21 protein-coding genes are annotated in these 21,181 nt (G+C 41.8%); 17 read left to right on the top strand and 4 right to left on the bottom strand.

What is annotated here, in order from left to right:
* Nucleotides 1-26: 26 nt before the first annotated feature.
* From DMB45_RS03720 to DMB45_RS03685, 8 genes are all read left to right on the top strand, one after another.
* A complete protein-coding gene (locus DMB45_RS03720; protein WP_041503226.1) occupies nt 27-2,264 on the top strand; it encodes a TonB-dependent receptor in 2,238 nt (745 codons plus the stop codon).
* A 1-nt stretch (nt 2,265) separates the two neighbouring features.
* Nucleotides 2,266-3,057, top strand: a complete 792-nt coding sequence (locus DMB45_RS03715; protein WP_041503225.1) for a DUF4249 family protein — start codon at nt 2,266-2,268, stop codon at nt 3,055-3,057.
* Between the two features lie 260 nt (nt 3,058-3,317).
* The gene (gene rplM / locus DMB45_RS03710) at nt 3,318-3,773 is read left to right on the top strand and encodes a 50S ribosomal protein L13 (protein ID WP_041503224.1); all 456 of its coding nucleotides are present in this window, start codon (nt 3,318-3,320) and stop codon (nt 3,771-3,773) included.
* Nucleotides 3,774-3,779: 6 nt separating this feature from the next.
* Complete coding sequence (gene rpsI, locus DMB45_RS03705; protein ID WP_041503223.1) at nt 3,780-4,166, top strand: 30S ribosomal protein S9; 387 nt, start codon at nt 3,780-3,782, stop codon at nt 4,164-4,166.
* 93 nt (nt 4,167-4,259) lie between these two features.
* On the top strand, nt 4,260-5,060 hold the full coding sequence (gene rpsB / locus DMB45_RS03700; RefSeq protein WP_041503222.1) for a 30S ribosomal protein S2: 801 nt from the start codon (nt 4,260-4,262) through the stop codon (nt 5,058-5,060).
* A 79-nt stretch (nt 5,061-5,139) separates the two neighbouring features.
* Complete coding sequence (gene tsf / locus DMB45_RS03695; protein WP_041503481.1) at nt 5,140-5,958, top strand: translation elongation factor Ts; 819 nt, start codon at nt 5,140-5,142, stop codon at nt 5,956-5,958.
* 65 nt (nt 5,959-6,023) lie between these two features.
* On the top strand, nt 6,024-6,689 hold the full coding sequence (locus tag DMB45_RS03690; RefSeq protein WP_262509255.1) for an HAD family hydrolase: 666 nt from the start codon (nt 6,024-6,026) through the stop codon (nt 6,687-6,689).
* 86 nt (nt 6,690-6,775) lie between these two features.
* The gene (locus DMB45_RS03685; protein WP_110688463.1) at nt 6,776-7,396 is read left to right on the top strand and encodes an HAD family hydrolase; all 621 of its coding nucleotides are present in this window, start codon (nt 6,776-6,778) and stop codon (nt 7,394-7,396) included.
* A gap of 2 nt (nt 7,397-7,398) precedes the next feature.
* Here DMB45_RS03685 and DMB45_RS03680 read toward each other — a convergent pair whose 3' ends face one another.
* Nucleotides 7,399-9,036, bottom strand: a complete 1,638-nt coding sequence (locus DMB45_RS03680; RefSeq protein WP_041505261.1) for an ArnT family glycosyltransferase — start codon at nt 9,034-9,036, stop codon at nt 7,399-7,401.
* A gap of 186 nt (nt 9,037-9,222) precedes the next feature.
* Between DMB45_RS03680 and DMB45_RS03675 the strand changes: the two genes are divergently transcribed.
* Nucleotides 9,223-10,764 carry an ArnT family glycosyltransferase gene (locus DMB45_RS03675; protein WP_041505262.1) on the top strand — a complete coding sequence of 514 codons (1,542 nt, stop codon included), beginning with the start codon at nt 9,223-9,225 and terminating at the stop codon, nt 10,762-10,764.
* Between the two features lie 4 nt (nt 10,765-10,768).
* Here DMB45_RS03675 and DMB45_RS03670 read toward each other — a convergent pair whose 3' ends face one another.
* On the bottom strand, nt 10,769-11,383 hold the full coding sequence (locus DMB45_RS03670; protein ID WP_041503218.1) for a lipid-A-disaccharide synthase N-terminal domain-containing protein: 615 nt from the start codon (nt 11,381-11,383) through the stop codon (nt 10,769-10,771).
* A 35-nt stretch (nt 11,384-11,418) separates the two neighbouring features.
* Nucleotides 11,419-12,150: a glycosyltransferase gene (locus DMB45_RS03665; RefSeq protein ID WP_041503217.1), complete on the bottom strand. Its 732-nt coding sequence runs from the start codon at nt 12,148-12,150 to the stop codon at nt 11,419-11,421.
* A gap of 144 nt (nt 12,151-12,294) precedes the next feature.
* Here DMB45_RS03665 and pyrH point away from each other — a divergent pair, with 144 nt between their 5' ends.
* The 8 genes from pyrH (at nt 12,295) to gltX (ending at nt 20,397) form a co-directional block, all read left to right on the top strand.
* Nucleotides 12,295-12,999 (top strand): UMP kinase, encoded by a 705-nt coding sequence (gene pyrH, locus DMB45_RS03660; RefSeq protein WP_041503216.1) that lies wholly within the window; start codon nt 12,295-12,297, stop codon nt 12,997-12,999.
* 59 nt (nt 13,000-13,058) lie between these two features.
* On the top strand, nt 13,059-14,936 hold the full coding sequence (gene dxs, locus DMB45_RS03655) for a 1-deoxy-D-xylulose-5-phosphate synthase (protein ID WP_394341849.1): 1,878 nt from the start codon (nt 13,059-13,061) through the stop codon (nt 14,934-14,936).
* Nucleotides 14,937-14,954: 18 nt separating this feature from the next.
* Nucleotides 14,955-15,653 (top strand): Crp/Fnr family transcriptional regulator, encoded by a 699-nt coding sequence (locus tag DMB45_RS03650; protein ID WP_041503214.1) that lies wholly within the window; start codon nt 14,955-14,957, stop codon nt 15,651-15,653.
* Between the two features lie 221 nt (nt 15,654-15,874).
* Nucleotides 15,875-17,074: a pyridoxal phosphate-dependent aminotransferase gene (locus DMB45_RS03645; protein WP_041503213.1), complete on the top strand. Its 1,200-nt coding sequence runs from the start codon at nt 15,875-15,877 to the stop codon at nt 17,072-17,074.
* A 179-nt stretch (nt 17,075-17,253) separates the two neighbouring features.
* Nucleotides 17,254-18,393 (top strand): 1-acyl-sn-glycerol-3-phosphate acyltransferase, encoded by a 1,140-nt coding sequence (locus DMB45_RS03640; RefSeq protein ID WP_041503212.1) that lies wholly within the window; start codon nt 17,254-17,256, stop codon nt 18,391-18,393.
* A gap of 55 nt (nt 18,394-18,448) precedes the next feature.
* Complete coding sequence (locus DMB45_RS14990; protein ID WP_262509239.1) at nt 18,449-18,583, top strand: hypothetical protein; 135 nt, start codon at nt 18,449-18,451, stop codon at nt 18,581-18,583.
* On the top strand, nt 18,583-18,864 hold the full coding sequence (locus DMB45_RS03630) for a hypothetical protein (RefSeq protein ID WP_041503210.1): 282 nt from the start codon (nt 18,583-18,585) through the stop codon (nt 18,862-18,864). Before DMB45_RS14990 ends, DMB45_RS03630 begins: the two co-directional genes overlap by 1 nt.
* 12 nt (nt 18,865-18,876) lie before the next feature.
* Nucleotides 18,877-20,397, top strand: coding sequence for a glutamate--tRNA ligase (gene gltX / locus DMB45_RS03625; protein ID WP_041503209.1), 1,521 nt, complete (start codon nt 18,877-18,879; stop codon nt 20,395-20,397).
* Between the two features lie 54 nt (nt 20,398-20,451).
* On the opposite strand, the gene DMB45_RS03620 is transcribed toward gltX, so the two are convergent.
* On the bottom strand, nt 20,452-21,060 hold the full coding sequence (locus DMB45_RS03620) for a nitroreductase family protein (RefSeq protein WP_041503208.1): 609 nt from the start codon (nt 21,058-21,060) through the stop codon (nt 20,452-20,454).
* Between the last annotated feature and the right edge of the window lie 121 nt (nt 21,061-21,181).

Below are 21,181 nucleotides of genomic sequence, written 5' to 3'. Positions count from 1 at the left end.
GGGAAGTGCAAGTTAAAATTAAAACCATGTTTAAGTTCATCACCTTCTTATTTTTATTCGGGCCTATCTGCCTTCAGGCGCAAACCGTAATCCTGGGAAGAGTGATATCCAACGCGGGAGAAGCCGTACAAGGGGTAAATATCTATTACGTGGAAGGAAAAACAGGAACGACAACAGATTCGACCGGACACTTCCGGCTGGAATGCGAACTTCCGTGTACCCTCGAATTATCGCACGTGAATTACCAAAAGGAGACCTATAAGCTATTGAATAATCGAACCTCCTTCGTGATTGTCTTACGAAATAAACACAATAACTTGAAAGAGGTTATCGTGACCGGTTTTCCGGCCAGCGGCAAGATCTTCGCCTCTTCGAACAATATCGAACGGATTCCGGCCATCCTCGGGGAACAGGATATTATGAAATACTTGGCTACTCTGCCGGGAATTATTACCACCAATGCCTTGAATTCAGGAATATACGTACGGGGAGGCAACAGCAATGAAAACGGATTTCTAATCAATGACATGCCTATCGCCAATCCAGATCACCTGACCGGTATTCTTTCCACCTTCGATCCTTACATCATCAGCAATTCGACCTTGTACAAAAGCGGATTTCCGGCCCGATACAACAGTTTCCTTTCGTCTTATATCAACATGCGCCCCGAACAAGGGAACAAACAAAATTACGAGGGAGAGATTACGTTAGGGTTAGTCTCCTCATCGATAAAGACACAAGGACCGATTATAAAAAATAAGACCTCCTTTGCCGTATCTCTCAGGACCTCTTATCTCGAACATATCGCAAGAATATATAACCAAACCATCAAGGATCAACAAGAACCGAACTACATGCCGGAATATGGTTTCAGCGACGTTACGGTTAGCTTAGATTCCAAAATCTCCGGCAAATGGCGCATGAACGCTTTCGGATTATTCACCATCGACAATTTAAAGATGAAGCTAAGCGACCATATCCAATACAAATTCAATTGGCACACGTTATCCGGTATCGTAAATACCACTTACGCTCCATCTTCCGATCGGTTCTGGAGTTTACAGGTCGGAATGAACACTGCTTACAGCAAAGGAGATGCCACAGGCAGCATTCCGATGGGCGGGGGCAACCAACACTACTCGGTTCTTGCAAAACTCTCCTACTCCCGTTCCTTTTCGGAACGGATACAATTCAATACCGGAGGTAAATTCGAGTATGCCCGCTTTGAAACGGCAAACAAAATGGACGATTACCACAACTTTTTAATAAAAAGTTCAGATAAATCATTTAATCTATCTGAGATATATGCAGATATAATCTATCAAATAAACCCTTACTTTAATATTAACGGAGGGGTCAATTATCAATTTTATCAAGGAGCAACCCTCCGACACACATTCTCTCCCCGCTTTAAAATCAGCTACACCCGAGGAGGCTTTACCCTTTGGATGGACTATGCCAAGACCGCCCAATACCTGAGTCTTTATCCCTATTTTACGGTAAAGACCCCCATCGACATCTGGTATCCGTTAGAAAAAAATTCGAAACCGGCTATCTGCCATCAATATTCCATCGGAATAAATCAGGCCGTCAGTCAAATTTTATCCGTCTACGCGGGAGTTTTCTATAAAGACATGCGTCACGTCAAAGATTTTGCATCCGATATAAAAACGGAATACACGGCATTAACCGAGAACCAAATCGAAGGAAAAGGCCACGCAAAAGGATTCGAAATAGATTTCACCTTGAATAACCGAGCCTTTTACGCTCACGCGAACTATACCCTATCGGAATCCAAAAGACAATTCAAGGAGATCAATAACGGCAAGTCCTTTTATCCCCCTTACGACGTCAAGCACAATATCATCATCAACTTTTCCTATAACCTCTCTTCACGCCTTACATGGAACGCACTCTGGTCGTTCTCCTCGGGAGTTTACACTACTTTCCCCGTCGGAGCGGTTATCGCACATAACATTACGGATATTCTGGATCATCCTGTTCTTATCCCGGTCTATACAGACCGTTACAATTACAAACTCCCTAACAATCATCGATTAGACGCAGATATCAACTATAAGTTCAATTTCCGGAATCTCTTTTTCAAATTGACAATAGGTGCGTACAACATATACAACCAGTCCAATCCCTCATTTATTTATTTCAGACCGGAACGTACGGGACAAACGGGGACGAAATTCGTACCCAAATCCAAGGTAATGCTGCCGTTTATTCCGTATATTTCGCTACGTTTAAGATGGTGACATGAAGAAAAAAAGTGTATTGTTAGGTATTTTGCTCTCCGTTTACGCCTGCATTCCGGAAGAAGATCTTCCCATAAAAAACATGGGAACCGTTTCCGGCTACTTTATCGAGTGCTATTGCAAACCGGAAGAAACTTTCTCCTTGAGTGCTATTCCCGTTTTGCCCATCTCGGGCAATTTGGCTCCGGACTTTTCGACGGAATTCGATATCTCGATCCGAGCAAACGAACTGATCAAAATGGAACACGTCATCTTCACTCTCCCCGGTTCGGATTTCATTTACAATTACGGGAGCGAAAAAAAACTGGCACCCGGCAACGACACGCTCTATCTAAAAATAATAACGCCCGAAAAAAATCAGATAACAGCACAAACAGCCGTCCCGGAAGCGATCAAAATAGATTCATATCAAATCAAAAATAACGTTGCCAGCATCCATTTTTCCACTTCGGAAGATCCGACTCAAAATTACTATATTTACACGCTTCAGCTCTCAGCCAACGATTCGATATTCAGAAAAGAGGTTTCCTACCTGAATCTCAGTCATTACAAATCAGCTTCTGCCATAACACGTCGTATCGTCTGTTCGCAAATCGCAGAGGCAGATATAGCCTTTATCAGCCTGATGCGCATCACAAAAGATTGTTATAACTATCAGATATCCTTAAATGAAGCCAATAGCGCGAATCAGGGAAGTATCACGACTCCGGTACCTTTAGAGGGAAATATCGAGGGAGCTTTGGGAATCTTCACTTGTTACACGGAAGACACGAAAAGCATCACCCTCAAATAAACAAACGCTTCATATTCAAACTTTTTACCGCAAACTTTTTGTATACCCGAAATTTTATGTAATTTTGCCCCTCATTTTGGAGTGGTTTATTCGAAAAAATGCAGGAGTGAACCTTAGCCATTTACCTTGCATCGCAGACCCGAGGATGAAAACGTTCAACAGTCGCCCGACTAACCTCGTTTGTTTTCACCGAAAAGGGATGCTAAAGTAAACCACGAAAAAAGACAAACAGAAGTATAATTTTTTAAATTAAAAAAGAAGTGGATCAAATTAGTTACAAAACAATTTCCGTCAATAAAGCCACCGCCAAAAAAGAGTGGGTTTTAATTGACGCAGAAAACGAGGTTTTGGGACGTCTTGCTTCAAAAGTTGCGAAACTCTTAAGAGGCAAATATAAACCCAGCTACACACCTCATGTTGATTGCGGAGACAACGTAATTATCATTAACGTGGAAAAAGTACAGTTAACCGGTAAGAAATTGACCGACAAACAGTACATCAGACACACCCAGTATCCCGGTGGACAAAGAATTTCAACACCGCAACAGTTGTTGGCAAAACACCCGGAAAGAATTATCGAGCACGCTGTTAAAGGAATGCTTCCGAAAAATCGCCTTGGCAGAGCTGTCATGAAAAATCTTTACTTGTACGCCGGCACGGAGCACAAGCAAGAGGCTCAACAGCCAAAAGTAATTGATTTAAACTCACTTAAATAACAAGGTATGGAAGTAATTAATGCAATCGGTAGAAGAAAAACGGCAGTAGCACGTGTTTATCTCAGCGAGGGAAAAGGCAATATTACGATCAACAAAAGGAATTTGGAAGAGTATTTTACCTTGCCGACCCTTCAATATATTGTAAAACAACCGCTTGAATTGTTAGGAGTAACCGGACAATACGATATCAAAGTAAATCTTGGAGGAGGTGGCTTCAACGGTCAGGCAGAAGCATTACGTTTAGGAATTGCCAGAGCATTGGTAAAAATCAATGCCGAAGACAAACCAAAATTAAGAGCAGCAGGATTCATGACCAGAGATCCGCGTGAAGTGGAACGTAAAAAACCGGGTCGTCCGGGTGCTCGTAAGAGATTCCAGTTCTCTAAACGTTAATGGAGGTTTAGTATCTAAATTGACGGGACTTCTAATGAGAACTACCCGGCAATTGATTAAATGTAAGAATGTAAACTTTATAAAAAAACAAAAATGTCAAATACAAGTTTCGACGAATTATTAAATGCAGGTTGTCACTTTGGACACCTTACCCGTAAATGGAATCCCAAAATGGCTCCTTATATCTTTATGGAGCGTAATGATATCCACATCATCGACCTGAACAAAACAGCTATTATGTTGGACAAAGCAAGTGCCGCTTTAAGACAAATCGCTAAATCAGGTAGAAAAATTCTGTTTGTAGCAACAAAAAAACAGGCTAAGGACATTGTTGCCGAAAAAATTTCTAATATCAACATGCCGTATGTAACGGAAAGATGGCCGGGTGGTATGTTAACCAACTTCCCCACTATCCGGAAAGCCGTGAAGAAAATGACGACCATCGACAAAATGGAGAAAGACGGAACTTTCGATCATCTTTCAAAAAGAGAGAAACTCCAAATCTCCCGTCAAAGAGCCAAATTGGAGAAAAACTTGGGTAGTATCGCCGATTTGACCCGGCTCCCGGCTGCTCTTTTTGTTGTCGATGTTATGAAAGAATACATCGCTGTTAAAGAGGCAAATACCCTCGGGATCCCCGTATTTGCAATGGTTGACACGAACTCTAATCCGGACGGTATCGACTTCGTAATACCTTGTAATGACGATGCTTCGACTTCCATCTCATTGATCATTGAAAAAGTGGCTTCTGCTATTAAAGAAGGGCTAACCGAAAGAAAAGTGGAACGGGAAAAAGAGGGCGGAGACAAAAAAGCCGTAGTAGAAAAAGCAGAGAAAGTGGAAGATCAGGAGGAAGTAGAGGTAGAGGAATCAGCTTCAGAAGAAGAAAAATAATTTACGATCTTACAGACTTACGATATCAATCGTAAGTCTGCCACTGTAAATGATCATTTACAAATTAAAAAAAGAGAACATGGAAATAAAAGCAGCAGACGTAATGAAGTTGCGTAAAGCAACAAACGCCGGAATGATGGATTGTAAACACGCTCTTCAGGAAGCTGAAGGTGATTTCGACAAAGCCGTAGACATCATCCGTAAAAAAGGTCTGGTTATTGCCAGCAAACGTGCTGACAGAGATGCTAAAGAAGGATGTGTATTAGCTAAAACCGACGGAAAAAAAGCCGTAATCGTTTCACTGAATTGTGAAACAGATTTCGTGGCTAAGAACGAAGGCTTCATCGCATTCACTACCCGTATTCTGGAAGCAGCTCTTGCTAATATGCCGGAAAACATAGAAGCTTTGTTAAACCTCCAATTGGATGGAAGAACTATTGCGGAACAGATTGCCGAACAAACAGGTGTTATCGGAGAAAAATTAGAGTTAAGTTATTACGGAAAATTAGAAGCTGAAGCTTCCGTTGTATATATTCACCCGGGAAACAAACTGGCTACCGTCGTAGGATTCAACAAAGAGGCCGACATGCAGGCAATGAAAAACATCGCCATGCAGGTAGCTGCAATGGCTCCTGTCGCATTGGATAAAGAAGATATTCCTCAGAGTGTCATCGATCACGAAGTGGAAATCGGTCGTGAAAAAGCACGGGAAGAAGGCAAACCAGAAGCCATGTTAGATAAAATCGCACAAGGACGTCTGAATAAATTCTTCCAAGAATCGACTCTATTAAATCAAGTTTACGAACAGGACGGAAAAATGTCCGTAAGAGAATACTTGAAGAGTATTGACAAAGATTTAACCGCCACCGGATTTTTACGCTTCACTCTGAACGCTTAATTGGTGGAATCAATTCATATAAAAACAGGCTTTACAGCCTGTTTTTTTTGCCTAAAACGATAACCGTGCCTCAGAAAAATTACACTTGCATATTATTGGATTTAGACGGAACCGTCACGGATTCCATGCCAGGCATCACCAGATCCGTACAATATGCCTTATCCTGTTTCGACATTCAAGTAACGGATATCAATACGTTACAAAAATTCGTAGGTCCACCTCTGAAAGAATCGTTCATGGAATACTATCAATTCGATGAAAAAATGGCAATGGAGGCTATCGAGGCTTACAGAAAACGATTTGAAAAAATCGGAATTTACGAAAATAACCTGTATCCGGGAATTGAATCTTTATTGAAGGAGTTGAACAAAGCAAAAAAGAAAGTGATGTTGGCCACTTCCAAACCAACAATCTACGCACGTCAGATAATCGATCACTATCATCTTACCCCCTATTTTTCTTATATAGGAGGAAGTAGTTTAGACGGTTCTATTTCGCATAAAGATGAAGTCATTCGTCTCGTAATGGAGCAAAACTCGATTGAAAATAAAGAAGACGTCGTAATGATCGGAGACCGCAAATATGACATCGAGGGCGCTCGAAAAACGGGAATAGACTCCATAGGAGTACTTTACGGATACGGCGATCAAAAAGAACTGAGTTTAGCCGGAGCCAACTACATCGTACGGGATGTCGAAGAACTTGCTCACTTTCTGTTAAACACAAGATAGACTATTCCCGGAAGAAAAATATTCTCTCTTCGTATCTGAAAAGAATATTCCTTCGTATAACTTTCATTCATACTAAAAGGGAAAAAATGATGAAAGGGATTACAACGATAATTTTCGACCTGGGAGGGGTATTGATGGATTTGGACAAAAATGCCTGCATACGGGCATTTCAAGCCATCGGCTTTAAAGATATTGATGAATATTTAGATATTTACCTCCCTAAAGAAGGAGTTTTCAAACAATTAGAACAAGGGCAAATCGGCACCGATGAGTTTCACGAGGGTGTCCGAAAACTTATCGGAAGGTCTGTAACGGACGAAAGTATAGATGATACTTACCGGGAGATGTTGGCCGGTATTCCAGGGTACAAACTGGAAATGCTGAGACAATTAAAAGAGCATTATCAAATATTATTGTTAAGTAACACGAATCCGATCATGATGGATTACATCCGGAAGACCTACTTTATGGACGAAGGAGTAAGCTGGAAAAACTATTTCGACGAACTGTTTCTTTCTTACGAATTAAAAATGACCAAGCCGGATCCCGCTATTTTCAAAGAGGTAATCCGCCGCTCCGGAATTCATCCCGAAACCACCTTCTATCTGGACGATTCCCCACGAAATATAGAGACCGGTAAATCCTTCGGGCTTAAAACCTATACGGTACAACCACACGAAGATTTTCGGTTCCTATTCAATAAGTAGCTTTATCTCTTTTCGATGACCGTAACATAACGTACAAATTTCGGAGAGTGCCACTTCGTGTTTTTTTTCCTGGCGTTATTATCATATACGTCAACCAAACGAAGCTTCACCCGTTCCCGTACGGATTCGGGCAATACATCTTCGGCCGGTCGACCGGAAACAAGCACGATAGGCAGCGAATCCAGTATAGCCGTATCTTTACCCGTATCCCACGGCAAAATCCGGCGACCGGCTTCATATACCAACTCCATCCGCAACTCTTCCTCTTGAGGATAATAAAAAGGCAACTTATTGATACTTTCAATCTCCCTGACCGCCCGTATACTTTTTATCTCCTCATTATTAAACATCGTCGCCACCGAATTCATTAACAAGGTCTCCACGAGAATCAACAAAATAACCATTCCCGTAAAAACTTTCAGAGGTTTTAGCCTTATGCCTCCTACAAAAATAGAATAAGAGACTAACCAAAAAAGGAAAGAGACTACGATATAGTAGACCCAACCGATTTGTCGGGTTTGAAAAAACAATACATACAACGCAACAGGCATTCCCAAGGCAATGATCGCGGGCAGAAAAGCATTTATCCGGAATACGATCTTATCGCCCTTCGTCAAACTCTTTTCTTTGACGGCTATAAAGATGTATAATACATAATGAGCAACCACCATAGCGGAAGGTATCAGCAACGGTAACAAATAACGCGTTTTCTTTTCCGGAAAGCAAGAAAGTAAAACCAAGGAAAGCAATGTCCAAACAATCGCCAGCCTATACTCTTTCTTTAAGGTTATTTTATGTTTTAACCAGGGCCAACATAGTCCCGTTAACAAAAACAAAGACCAAATACCCGACTCCGTAAAAAATTTCCAATAATAATACCATGGACGAACATTCCGCTCTATCCAGGCCGTGGACTCTTTAGCCATCACAAATAAAGCCATGTCTTTATGGAAAACATACAAATAGAGCGGCCACCAGAAACTGATCAGAATAAAAATCAAAACCATCAGTAACACAGGCCATAATTTATGTCCGAATTTCGGACGATAAATAAAGAAATAGGACATCAGAAAGGGTAAAAGAAGAGCATAAAACGAAACCGGCCCTTTTCCTAAAAAAGATAGTCCTAATAATATTCCGGCCACGCAAAAATCCCACCACCTCGTCCGCATCGCCGCCATCCCACGGTAAAAAAAGAATATGGCACCCAGCATAAAACTATGACAATAGATATCCCATGTTGCTACCCTCCCCTGCATGATCACATTAAACGACGTCGCAAGTACCAACGCCGACAATAATCCGAATAATTTATTTTGAGTCAACGCAGATGCAAAAAAATAAAGGAAAAATACCATTATCGTCGCCATAAGCCCGGCTGCCCCTCGCTGTAACGCGATATTATCCGGGCTTATCATATCAATACCTGCCGCTATCCACGTCGGTAAAGGAGGCTTCTCCAAACGAAGTTCCCCGTTCATGGTAGGCACCAACCAATTATCGTAAGTCTCCATCTCATGGGCTGTTACGAGGTTGCGCGACTCCATAATATCAACAAATATCGCATCGTTGTTCACGAAAAAAGCAAACCAACAAACAACAAGGATAAACAATATATGAATCCAATCTCTTTTTTGCATAACACCAAATAATTATTTGTTTGAGTCAGAGCGCAAATTTAAAATAAATTAATAGAGAAGCGATAGAATGGAGGAAGAAATGAACGTAAATATTTTTTGGCAAAAAAAATCAATTCGCGTAACAAAAAAGAAACATTTTAGTATATAAATTTGTACGTCGTTTAAATCTGACTAAAAAGGGAAAATATGAAAATAGAACGGTATTTTCTTCTATTCATTTTGGTTTTACCGGCCTTAATATTACGAGATTTCACACCAAATAATGAATTAAAATATTTAAGCATTGCGGACGAAGCCATTCGCAATGGAGATTGGTTTACATTCTATAATCACGGAACGATCTACGCGGATAAGCCACCCTTATATTTCTGGATCATTATGCTTTGCAAGATCGTATGGGGCAGTCATTCCATGTTCCTTCTCTCCCTGTTCTCGGTCATTCCCGCTTTTATTACCATAGGGATAATGGATCGTTGGATCCGTGAGTGTTCCCTGTCTTCCCGCCGGAGCGTAGCATTACTACTGTTTACCAGCGGACTTTTTCTCGGCTCTGCCCTTGTATTGAGAATGGACATGATGATGTGTATGTTTATCACGTTATCCCTCTATATTTTTTACAAGCGGTACACGGAACAAGACCGGAAACCCGATCACTTTTGGTTACCCTTCTGCATATTTATGGCCCTCTTTTCAAAAGGTCCCATAGGCATTATTGTCCCTGTATGTTCCATTGCCGTTTTTTTAATCTTGAAAAAAGAGATCCGGAAATTCGGAAAATTCCTCGGATGGAAAGAATTTACCATATTATTGACACTATGCGTCATATGGTTCGGATGCGTATTCTGGGAAGGAGGGTATGATTACTTATACGACTTGCTGTTTCACCAAACCATAAACCGGGCAGTAGATTCTTTCCAACATAAAGAACCTTTCTGGTACTACGGAACAACCATTTGGTACGCTTTGGCTCCCTGGTCTCTTTTCTATATCCTGATTCTGGTCATAGGTATTTGGAAAAGACTTATTACAACGGATAAGGAAAAACTTTTCTTTTCAGTCATCGCCACAACATTCATTCTATTATCGTTATTCAGCTCGAAATTAGATATCTATTTACTGCCTATATATCCTTTTGTCGCCTATCTTTCCATACTGCTCCTGCCAAAAATTAAAGAGAAATGGATCCGTTTTACCCTGTACATCCCTATTGTCGTATTTATTCTTGCTTTTCCGATCTCCTTTTTCTTGGCCGACCGAATCGAATTCATCAGACTCTACTGTATCCGTACAGGCATCGGAATTCTTTTCGTCAGCGCCTTGTTTGCCTTCGTCAGCCTACGCCGGCATAACCTTCACCAGGCAATTCAAACGACAGCCTTAGGATTATTAATCTCTATCTTTGTCAGTTCCTTTGCTCTTCCGAAACTGAACCCGAATCTCGGCTTTTCCGCTTTATCTCAAAAAGCCTTAGAAATTATCGATAACAGTACGATTGAAAACCTCTACTTTTACCGTTTTCGAAGCGGAGAAAATATGGACGTTTATCTTCACCGTCCCCTTTTTAAAATAAAAGAAAAAGAGGAGATGCTCCGCCTATACGAGAAAGGGGGAAACCTCATTTTTATTAAAGTATGGGATGTTCAAAAATCACCGGAATTAAGAGCGTGGCTGTCCCGAACGCGCTATACAGTCATCGGAAAATTTTACATCATCGAAAAACCGAACTGAGGAATCAATTCCCCTTGCAGGAAAAAGAGAGATAAATATTTCGGCTATAAGCGATAAAACCTGTTGATTGTCCCAAAATCAACACGGGATCACGCCGATAAATAGCATAAGCAACAATGATAAACGAACCTACCAAACTAATCACCCAAAAACCCAACGGGAGCAGAGATTCGTCTTTGTGTCTGGAATAAAACCATTGATAAACAAACCGTAGGGTAAAAACGATTTGCCCTAACGATCCGAAAATCAACAACCATAACGGGATAGAATCATTTCTGAAAAACTGTTCTGCAAACGCCCGGGCGTCTTTTAACAAATAAAGAACGACCACGACGGGCGTTACCAACAAAAGAATCCGGACTATTCTGGGCCATTTCTTCCATTGATCCTTTTTATCTAAATTCCAGATATAGATGTAATAGGCAATAAACTGCCCGAATATAATGGCGAAATCATCCCTGATCCATCCGTAAATAAACAAAAGATAGGAGCCTGCCAGACTAAGCTGCCAAAAAATAGTCGGAGAAATAACCCGTTTTGCCCTCTCTGATAAAATCCATTGCAGTAATATTCGGGCCGAAAAAAATAGCTGAGCCAAAAAACCGATGACATATACCATGCCGCTGAACTTTAAATTAAACCTTTGATTACTCCCTATTGTAAGTTATTTTCCGCTATTTGGTAATTGATATAACGCTTTTTCATCCAACGGTAAGCAAAACAATCTTTAAAAGGACCTACCAACCGATTCGTCAAATTGTATTTAGATTTACCTGCAATCCGGGGAAAGTGTTTTACAGGAACCTGTTTTACTTTTCCGTTCTGAAGCTGAATCAAAGCCGGAAGGAAACGGTGCATTCCCGTGAAAAAAGGAATCCGTTTGGCATAATCCGTACGTAAAATCTTCAGGGGACATCCGGTATCTTCCACTCCGTCATGAGTCATCATACGACGGAAACCATTCGCTATTTTAGAAGACATATTCTTTACCAAGCTATCTTTTCTTCCGGTCCGAATCCCCATGACCATCTCGTATTCGTCCACGTATTCCAATAAACGATTGAAATCAGCCGGCGTCGTTTGCAGATCGGCATCGATATAACCGACCCACGGTGAAAAGGAGTGATCGATTCCCGCTTTCATCGCCGCACTTAATCCTCCGTTACGGGCCAAATTCATAAAAAAGAATTTTTCGTTCCTGGAACATACTTCACGAATCAGCCGCTCGCTATCATCCTTCGAACCGTCATTAACAAATAAAACGCAAGAAGAGACTTCCGCCGATTTCAAAAAATCACCCAACTCTTTTTCCAATCGCAAAATATTTCCCTCTTCATTATATACCGGAACGATAATGGTAAACTGATAGTTTGCGGTCCTATTCATAAGTCAAAAAAATTTAAATGCATAAATTAAATTATAGTTACGACAAAATTGTTTAGCTTTGTTGTTCGTTTTACGGTCATGCAATATCGTAATTTATTACTATAATTCAGATTATTTTGTTTTCAAAACTAAACGGACAAAGATATGCAATATAACCGAATTTTATTAAAACTCAGTGGAGAATCTTTAATGGGAGAACAAAAATACGGTATAGACACCGCTTGTTTGGAGAGTTATGCACGCCAGATTCACGAAATAGCAAACTTGGGTATTCAGATCGGGATTGTCATCGGAGGAGGAAATATTTTTCGGGGGTTAAGCGGTACAAACAAAGGTTTTGACAGGGTAAAAGGAGACAGCATGGGAATGTTAGCCACCGTTATCAACAGCCTTGCCCTAAGTTCCGCCTTAGAAAACGAAGGTTGTAAGAATAAAGTACTTACGGCTATACGCATGGAGCCTATCGGAGAGTATTATTCAAAAGCAAAAGCCGTGGAATACCTGCAAGAAGGTTATGTAACGATTATCAGCGGCGGCACGGGCAATCCATATTTTACCACGGATACGGCAAGCAGTCTCAGGGCCATAGAAATCGAGGCCGAGGTCATGTTGAAAGGAACGCGGGTGGATGGTATCTATACTGCCGACCCGGAGAAAGATCCGACTGCCGTAAAATTCGATAAAATCTCATACGACGAAATTTATTCCCGAGGATTGAAGGTGATGGATTTAACGGCAACGACCATGTGCAAAGAGAATCACCTTCCTATTATCGTTTTCAACATGGATGTCCCCGGTAACCTCAAAAAGGTCATGACGGGTGAAAACATCGGGACCATCGTTTACTAAATTTAAGGAGTTAAACGGAAAAGAAAGCATCTCTTTTCCCGCTTTAGAGACTATTGATCGTGAATAAAAATATATTAGAAACTATCAACTCTCCTGCCGACTTAAAGAAAGTCCCAGAAGACGATTTAATTCAACTGTGTCAGGAACTCCGTCAAAAAATCATAGACGAATGTTCCGAACATCCCGGCCATTTCGGTGCAGGGTTAGGAGTCGTTGAACTTACGGTAGCTTTGCATTATGTTTTCGACACCCCTTACGACAATCTGATATGGGACGTCGGACACCAAGCTTATCCACATAAAATATTAACCGGACGAAGAGAAAATTTCGATACGAATCGTCAATACAAAGGAATTAGCGGATTCCCTAAACGAAGTGAAAGCGAATACGACTCTTTCGGAACCGGCCACTCTTCAACTTCTATTTCCGCGGCATTAGGCATGGCCGTAGCTGCCAAATTAAACGGAGAAAAAGACAGACTTTCCGTGGCCGTGATCGGCGACGGAGCCATGACCGGCGGAATGGCTTTCGAAGGATTGAATAACGCGGGAATAAATAATGCCAACCTCTTAGTTATCTTAAACGACAATAACATGGCCATCGACCCGAATGTCGGCGGCATGAATGAATATTTATTGGATATCTCCACTTCCAAAACTTACAATAAACTAAAAGAAGACGTTTGGCGAATCTTAGGACGATTGAATAAGATCAGCCCGGGAGCGCGAAATTTCATTCAAAAAGTAGACAATAGTGTCAAATCACTCCTGCTTAAACAAAGTAATCTGTTTGAAGCTTTGGGGTTCAGATACTTCGGTCCGGTGGACGGTCACGATGTAAATCACCTGATCAAGGTACTCCGGGATCTGAAAGCGATCCAGGGTCCCAAATTACTACATTGCATTACCGTTAAAGGCAAAGGGTTCAAGCAAGCCGAATTGGACCAGACCACCTGGCACGCCCCCGGAAAATTCAACAAGGAAACAGGTGAACTGATCAAAGAAAACAAGCCCGATACTCCCCCTAAATTTCAGGATGTATTCGGACATACTATTTTAGAACTGGCTCGGAATAATGAAAAAATAGTAGGCATTACACCAGCCATGCCTACGGGTTGTTCCCTCAACATTATGATGAAAGAGATGCCGGACCGTTGTTTCGATGTAGGTATTGCCGAGCAACATGCCGTAACTTTTTCCGCCGGACTCGCCGCACAGGGATATATCCCGTTTTGCAATATTTACTCCTCTTTTATGCAAAGAGCGTACGACCAGGTTATTCACGACGTGGCACTGCAAAAATTACAGGTGATTTTTTGCCTTGATAGGGGTGGCTTGGTCGGGGCAGACGGAGCTACACATCACGGGGCCTACGATTTGGCGTACTTCCGTTGCATACCGAATATGACGATTGCCGCTCCGTTCGACGAAGAAGAATTGCGTAATATGATGTATACGGCTCAGCTTCCCGATAAAGGTCCCTTTTCAATCCGTTATCCGCGCGGTAACGGTTCCGCGCTCCATTGGAGAACTCCGTTCAAAGAACTCGAAATCGGAAAAGGAAGATGCCTTATCGAAGGAGACGAGGTCGCCGTATTATCTATCGGTGCCATCGGGCGAGAGGCCATAAAGGCAATTGAAAAAAATCCCCCCCGCTCTGTTGCAATTTATGATATGCGTTTTCTTAAACCCTTAGATACGGAGTTACTGCACACGGTCTTTAAAAAATTCTCCAAAATCATTACGTTGGAAGATGGGACAACCATCGGCGGCTTGGGTAGTGCCGTTCTCGAATTCATGGCCGACCACGGGTATTCGGCCAAAGTCATTCGATTGGGCATCCCCGATCATTTTATAGAACACGGTAGTCAACAGCAATTATATCGAGAATGCGGATTTGATGCGGAAGCAATTTATAATTATATTTGTTCGATATAGCGTTTATTCAACCAGGCCATGAAAGCAGAAATCTTATTACCGGAAAACATCGAATGCATCGCCAGATTCAAGAAGACATTTAAGAATGTGCCCGATCAGGAAATCGAAAAGTTACTTGCAGATAACGTGATCAAACATTATAAAAAAGGAGAATTTATCTACAAAGAAGGCTCTCGAATAAAGGGGTGTTATTTCCTGTATTCCGGGATCGTAAAGATTTTCCAGACAGGTAACGAAGGAAAGGATCAGATTATTCGGTTCGGGAAAGAAGGTGATATCTTCGGTTTTCGTTCCGTTATCCGTAAAGAGTCTGCCTGTACTTCCGTAGAAACATTATCGGACTGCATTTTATGTTATATACCGGACGCCTCCCTGATGCATATGATCACCAATAGCCCTAACTTTGCCTACGAAATGATGCAAATCGCCTGCAAAGAATTAGGAGATGCCAATCGCTACATCAAAGATATTGCACAGAAATCCGTCAAATCAAGACTGTCAGAAATCTTACTACTAATTGCCGGGGATTTCGGCTTGGAGGAGGACGGAACATTAAAATTAAGCGTTACCCGGGAAGATTTGAGCAACTTTGTAGGAACGGCAACAGAAACCCTTATCCGGCTGCTGTCCGACCTGAAAAACGAAGGCCTTCTCGAATCCAAGGGACGGAAAATCAAACTACTGGACATCAACAAGCTAAAAAAATTAGCGGAATAACTCGTCACGAACAGTTGACAAGGAGGCGTACAATATGCTATCATTGCAGACAGACGGTTCGAATTACAGAATAAAAGAGCCGGTAATTGAATTTAATCTCCGTATCACATCATCATTCAATCACCCCCAATCACTTCATTTAAAATCTCCGTTTTTTAGGATAATTCTAATTATTAAGCATTATATTTGTGCACAAAACTTAACATCTTAAACACGAATCTATGCCACAAATATCAGAAAAAGGGATGGCGATGCCCTCTTCGCCTATCCGAAAATTAGTTCCCTTTGCGGATAAAGCTAAAGAAAAAGGAATCAAAGTATATCACCTGAACATCGGACAACCGGATATTCAAACCCCGGATGTCGCGTTAGAAGCATTAAAACATTGCACGGAAAAAGTCATCGCTTATACGAATTCCGCCGGAAATCTCTCTTACCGGAAAAAATTAGCTAAATATTATCAAAATATTGGTATCCAAATCGATGAAACCAATATCATGATTACAACAGGAGGTTCGGAAGCGATCACCATCGCTTTTATGTCTACCTTAAATCCCGGAGATGAAATTATCATTCCGGAACCATTCTATGCTAACTACACGGCTTTCGCCCTTATGTGCGGTGTAAAAGTAAAAGCCATCACATCCAGCATAGAGACCAACTTCGCCTTGCCTCCCGTCAGTGAATTTGAGAAGCTGATCACTCCCCGTACGAAAGGGATCGTTATCGTGAATCCGAATAACCCTACCGGTTACTTATACTCACAGGAAGAGTTGGAACAATTGGCTTCCATCGTGAAGAAATACGACCTCTACCTTTATTCGGACGAAGTATACAGGGAATTCTGTTACGACGGACACAAACATTTCTCCACGATGCAATTGAAAGGAATAGAGCAAAATGTCATATTGCTGGACTCTGTTTCCAAAAGATACAGCGAATGCGGATTGCGCGTAGGGGCTTTAATCACCCGGAACAAAGAAGTTCTGACAGCTGCACTTAAATTCGGCATGGCTCGTTTGTGCGCCCCCGCTATCGGTCAGATCCTGGCGGAAGCCTCTTTGGATACCCCGGAAGAGTATTTTAAGGATGTTTACAACGAATATATCGAGAGAAGGGATTTCATGGTAGAAGCTTTAAATAAGATGCCCGGAGTTGTTTGTCCCAAACCGAAAGGAGCCTTTTACGCGGTAGTTAAACTTCCTGTAGACGATGCGGACAAGTTTGCTCAATGGTTGCTGGAAGACTTCGAGTACAACAAGCAAACCGTAATGGTTGCTCCTGCCAGCGGCTTCTATTCTACTCCCGGATTAGGTAAAGACGAGGTAAGAATAGCTTATGTCTTAAAAATCTCCGAATTGAAAGGAGCGATGGAAACATTAGCCAAGGCATTGGAAGTATACCCAGGAAGAGTAAAATAGTATTTTTCTACTTGATATAATCCTGGAAGACAGAAGTCTTTCAGGATTATTTTTTATTGTCTTTTTTTAGAAATCCGGTAAAACGAACGTTCATTTCGTTTAATATCGCAAACCAAATACTCGTTTATCAAACATTTTATCTATCTTTGTCCAAAGATTTCTAAATTTAAGATCAAGACATGACTTCAGATCCCCAATTTGATAGTATCAGGCCATATATAGGATCAGAGATTCCGGAAGCCGTTGAGCGTCTCAGTCAGGCAGAAGAATTTTTGCAACTTTTTTCTCATATGACCAAAATCGATAAAAACCTTATCGCGAAAAAACTTGAAGGCATCACAACCAGAGACGAATTCCAAGCCCGCTTCTTCGGACCGGTAATGGAAAGACTCATCGCCGGAACAACAGACGGCGTCACAGCGGTAGGTTTGGAACACATAGAAAAAGATAAATCCTATTTATTCGTGACGAATCACAGGGACATCATCCTCGACTCTGCCATCCTCAATGTGCTATTGAGGAAACGGGGGGATCATTACTGTGAAGCAGCCATCGGAAGTAACCTGTTAATAAATAAATGGGTTACGGACCTGGTAAAGTTGAATGCCTGTTTCATTATTGAACGGGGATTACCGGTCAGAGATATGATTTCAAGTGCTTCTTTACGTTCACATTATATCCGGGATATTATTCACGAAAATGAATACTCCGTGTGGATTGCCCAAAAAGAGGGAAGAACAAAGAACGGAGACGACCGGACGCAACACAGTCTGCTCAAAATGTTTAAGATGAGCGGTCCCAAAGAGTTTGTCGACAATTTTAAAGAACTACGTATTGTTCCGATTGCGATCTCGTATGAATGGGAACCCTGTGATGATTTAAAAACCGATGAGCTTTATCAAAAAAGTATCGGTGATTACGTGAAGACCCCGGCGGCAGATATGCGAAGCATGCAACAGGGACTTTCGGGTTACAAAGGAAGAGTACATTTTACGATCTCTTCTCCCATTCAACATGAACTCGACGAACTCGATGCCCAATCGAATAATGGAGATCGGATAGCGGAATTAGCGACCTATATCGATTCTAAAATTCATTCCGGATTCAAGTTATGGCCGAATAATTATATAGCTTACGATTTACTCCACGGGACAACCCGTTTTTCCTCGAAATATTCGAAGGAAGAAAAAGAGAAATTTATTCAGGTGATGACAGAAAAGATGGAACGTCTTAACGGAAACCGCTCTGTTTTAAATAATATTTTTCTGGAAATTTACGCCAATCCGGTAAAAAACGCCACGACAGGAAACAAACAATAACTTCGATCTTATGCGTATATCTCGATACCTACTGATACTTGCAGCATTTCTAATTATGATCTCAAGTGTTCTCTCGTTGTTTCATGGAGGAGACCGTACCGCCGTTTACGTTAACATCGCCGCAATGGCATCTATCGCTATTGCCGTTTCGATCACCAGTTTTAAAAACCCTAATAAACGTAACCTGTAATGTACAAATTCAGACGTCGAATCTATGCCGGAGGGAAAAGCATGGAGTTCTGGTTTGGATTAACCAGTAAAAGCCGGGATCATCATTCAAATTACACCTTGTTTCTTTTAACGGAGAGCCCGGATTCCCCGTTTAGTTACGCGGAACAAATCGGAAGCGGATTCCACGCGAAAGCCGACGCCGAACGTTTTGCCATTCAATACGCCAAAGATCTTTTTCGAAATCTATTGGACCGGGAAAAGGAGACCGAAGAAAAAGACGATAATAATCAATTACAATAAATAAACTGAAAAATGGACAGAAAAGTTAGAGTAAGATTTGCTCCCAGCCCCACGGGTGCACTCCATTTAGGAGGTGTCAGAACGGCCCTATTCAATTATTTATTCGCTCGCCACCACGGTGGTGATTTCCTTTTAAGAATAGAAGATACGGATCAAAACCGGTATGTACCCGGAGCCGAAGAATATATCATAGAATCATTAAAATGGTGCGGATTGACCGTGGACGAAGGTGTCGGTGTCGGAGGAGAATACGGTCCCTACCGTCAAAGTGAACGCAAATCCCTGTATAAGCAGTACGCGTTACAATTAGTAGAATCCGGAAATGCATACTACTCTTTCGATAGTGCCGAAGAACTAAACGCACAACGGACAGCAAGCGAGGCTAAAGGAGAGACATTCATGTATAACGCCGCTACCCGAAAAAATCTCAAAAATTCGTTGAATATGCAGGACGACGAGGTTAAGAATTTGTTGGAAAGCGGTATCCACTACGTGATTCGTTTTAAAATGCCTGAAAATGAAGACCTGCATTTACACGATATCATCCGGGGAGAGGTACATTTCAATACTTCGCTTTTGGATGATAAGGTTTTATTCAAATCCGACGGTATGCCGACGTATCATTTAGCCAATATCGTCGACGATCATTTAATGAAAATATCGCACGTGATCCGGGGAGAAGAGTGGTTGCCTTCCCTGCCTCTACACGTACTTTTATACCGGGCTTTCGGTTGGGAAAACACCATGCCGGAATTCGCCCATCTTCCCCTAATCCTGAAACCGGTAGGAAACGGTAAATTAAGTAAACGAGACGGAAACAAAATGGGATTCCCCGTATTCCCTATGGAATTTAACGATCCGGAAACGGGAGAAAAATGGCATGGCTACAAGGAGGACGGCTACCTCCCGGAGGCTTTCATCAATATGTTAGCCCTATTGGGCTGGAACCCGGGAACGGATCAAGAGCTTTTCTCCCTACAAGAACTCTGCGATCAATTCTCCTTGGAACGGGTTAATAAATCAGGTGCCCGGTTTAACCCCGATAAGGCGAAATGGTTCAATCACAAATACCTGACCAGGAAAAGCGATAAAGAGCTTGCCCGCGATTTGAATGAAATACTCATCCAAAACGGGATATCCTATGAAAGGGAGAAACTGGAAAAGATCTGTCATTTATTAAAGGAGAGAGCTAATTTCGTATCCGATATCTATCATTCATCAGGATACTTCTACAAAGCGCCCGAAACTTACGACGAAAAAGGGGTGAAAAAATGTTGGAAAGAGGAGACGCCGGGCCTTGTTCAGGAGTTGATCGATATTCTGGAAGGAGTATCCGAATTCACTTCTGCCAATACCGAAGAAGCCGTAAAAACATGGGTTTCCGGAAAAGAGATAGGGTTCGGTAAAGTCATGAATCCTTTCCGTTTAGCCATCATCGGGGCTGCGGACGGGCCTCATATGTTCGACATTATAGAAATATTGGGCAAGGAAGAGACCCTAAAACGGTTGAGAAAAGCATTAGCAACCCTATAAAAATTGGGCGATTCAGTGATTATTTTAATCGCCGGATCACCCAATCTCACTATCTTATTCTACTCTCGATATTTTATTCGGGTCATATTTGTCTTTTACTTTTTGCGGACCGTCGGGATAGCCGATCGGAATAACACAGAGCGGGACCAAATTTTCAGGCAATTGGCTATATCTGCGTACCACATCCATCCGGTCTTCGTACGGATAGGCTGCTGTCCAGACAGCCCCCAATTCCAATGCTTCGGCTGCCAATAGTATATTTTGGGTGGCTGCCGAACAATCCAAATACCAATAGGAGGATACCGAGGGATCCCCGCAAACTACGATAGCCAAAGGAGCTTGAATCAACATTTTCGCATAAGGCAATCCCGCGGCCATCGAATCCAACGCAGCCCGTTTCGTCACAACCACAAATGCCCAAGGACGGGTATCCTTTCCCGAAGGTGCAGCCATCCCCGCTTTCAACAAAGTCGTAATCTTCTCTTCCTCTACCGGTTTATTCAAATACTTCCGGACACTTTTGCGTCCCATAATCGTTTCTATCGCACCCTTCTCCAAAAGAGCCGACTTCTTTTCGTTTCTCTCTCCCATAACTGACGTCTTTAATATAACAATAAGTAATACTGCCGCTAATAAAACATAAAAAGCACTTCGTTTATTCATCTCTATATTCTTTTAAAACCGATTCTAAGATAGGACATTTTTCCTCCCGTATGGCTTATGCTTTTGTTAAATACGCTTTTCAGAACAAAATTAGTAACAAAAAATCCTAAATCCCGTAGAA

Source organism: Sanguibacteroides justesenii (assembly GCF_003204205.1).
GTDB lineage: Bacteria > Bacteroidota > Bacteroidia > Bacteroidales > Marinifilaceae > Gabonibacter > Gabonibacter massiliensis.
This window is presented reverse-complemented; position numbering and strand designations above follow the sequence as displayed.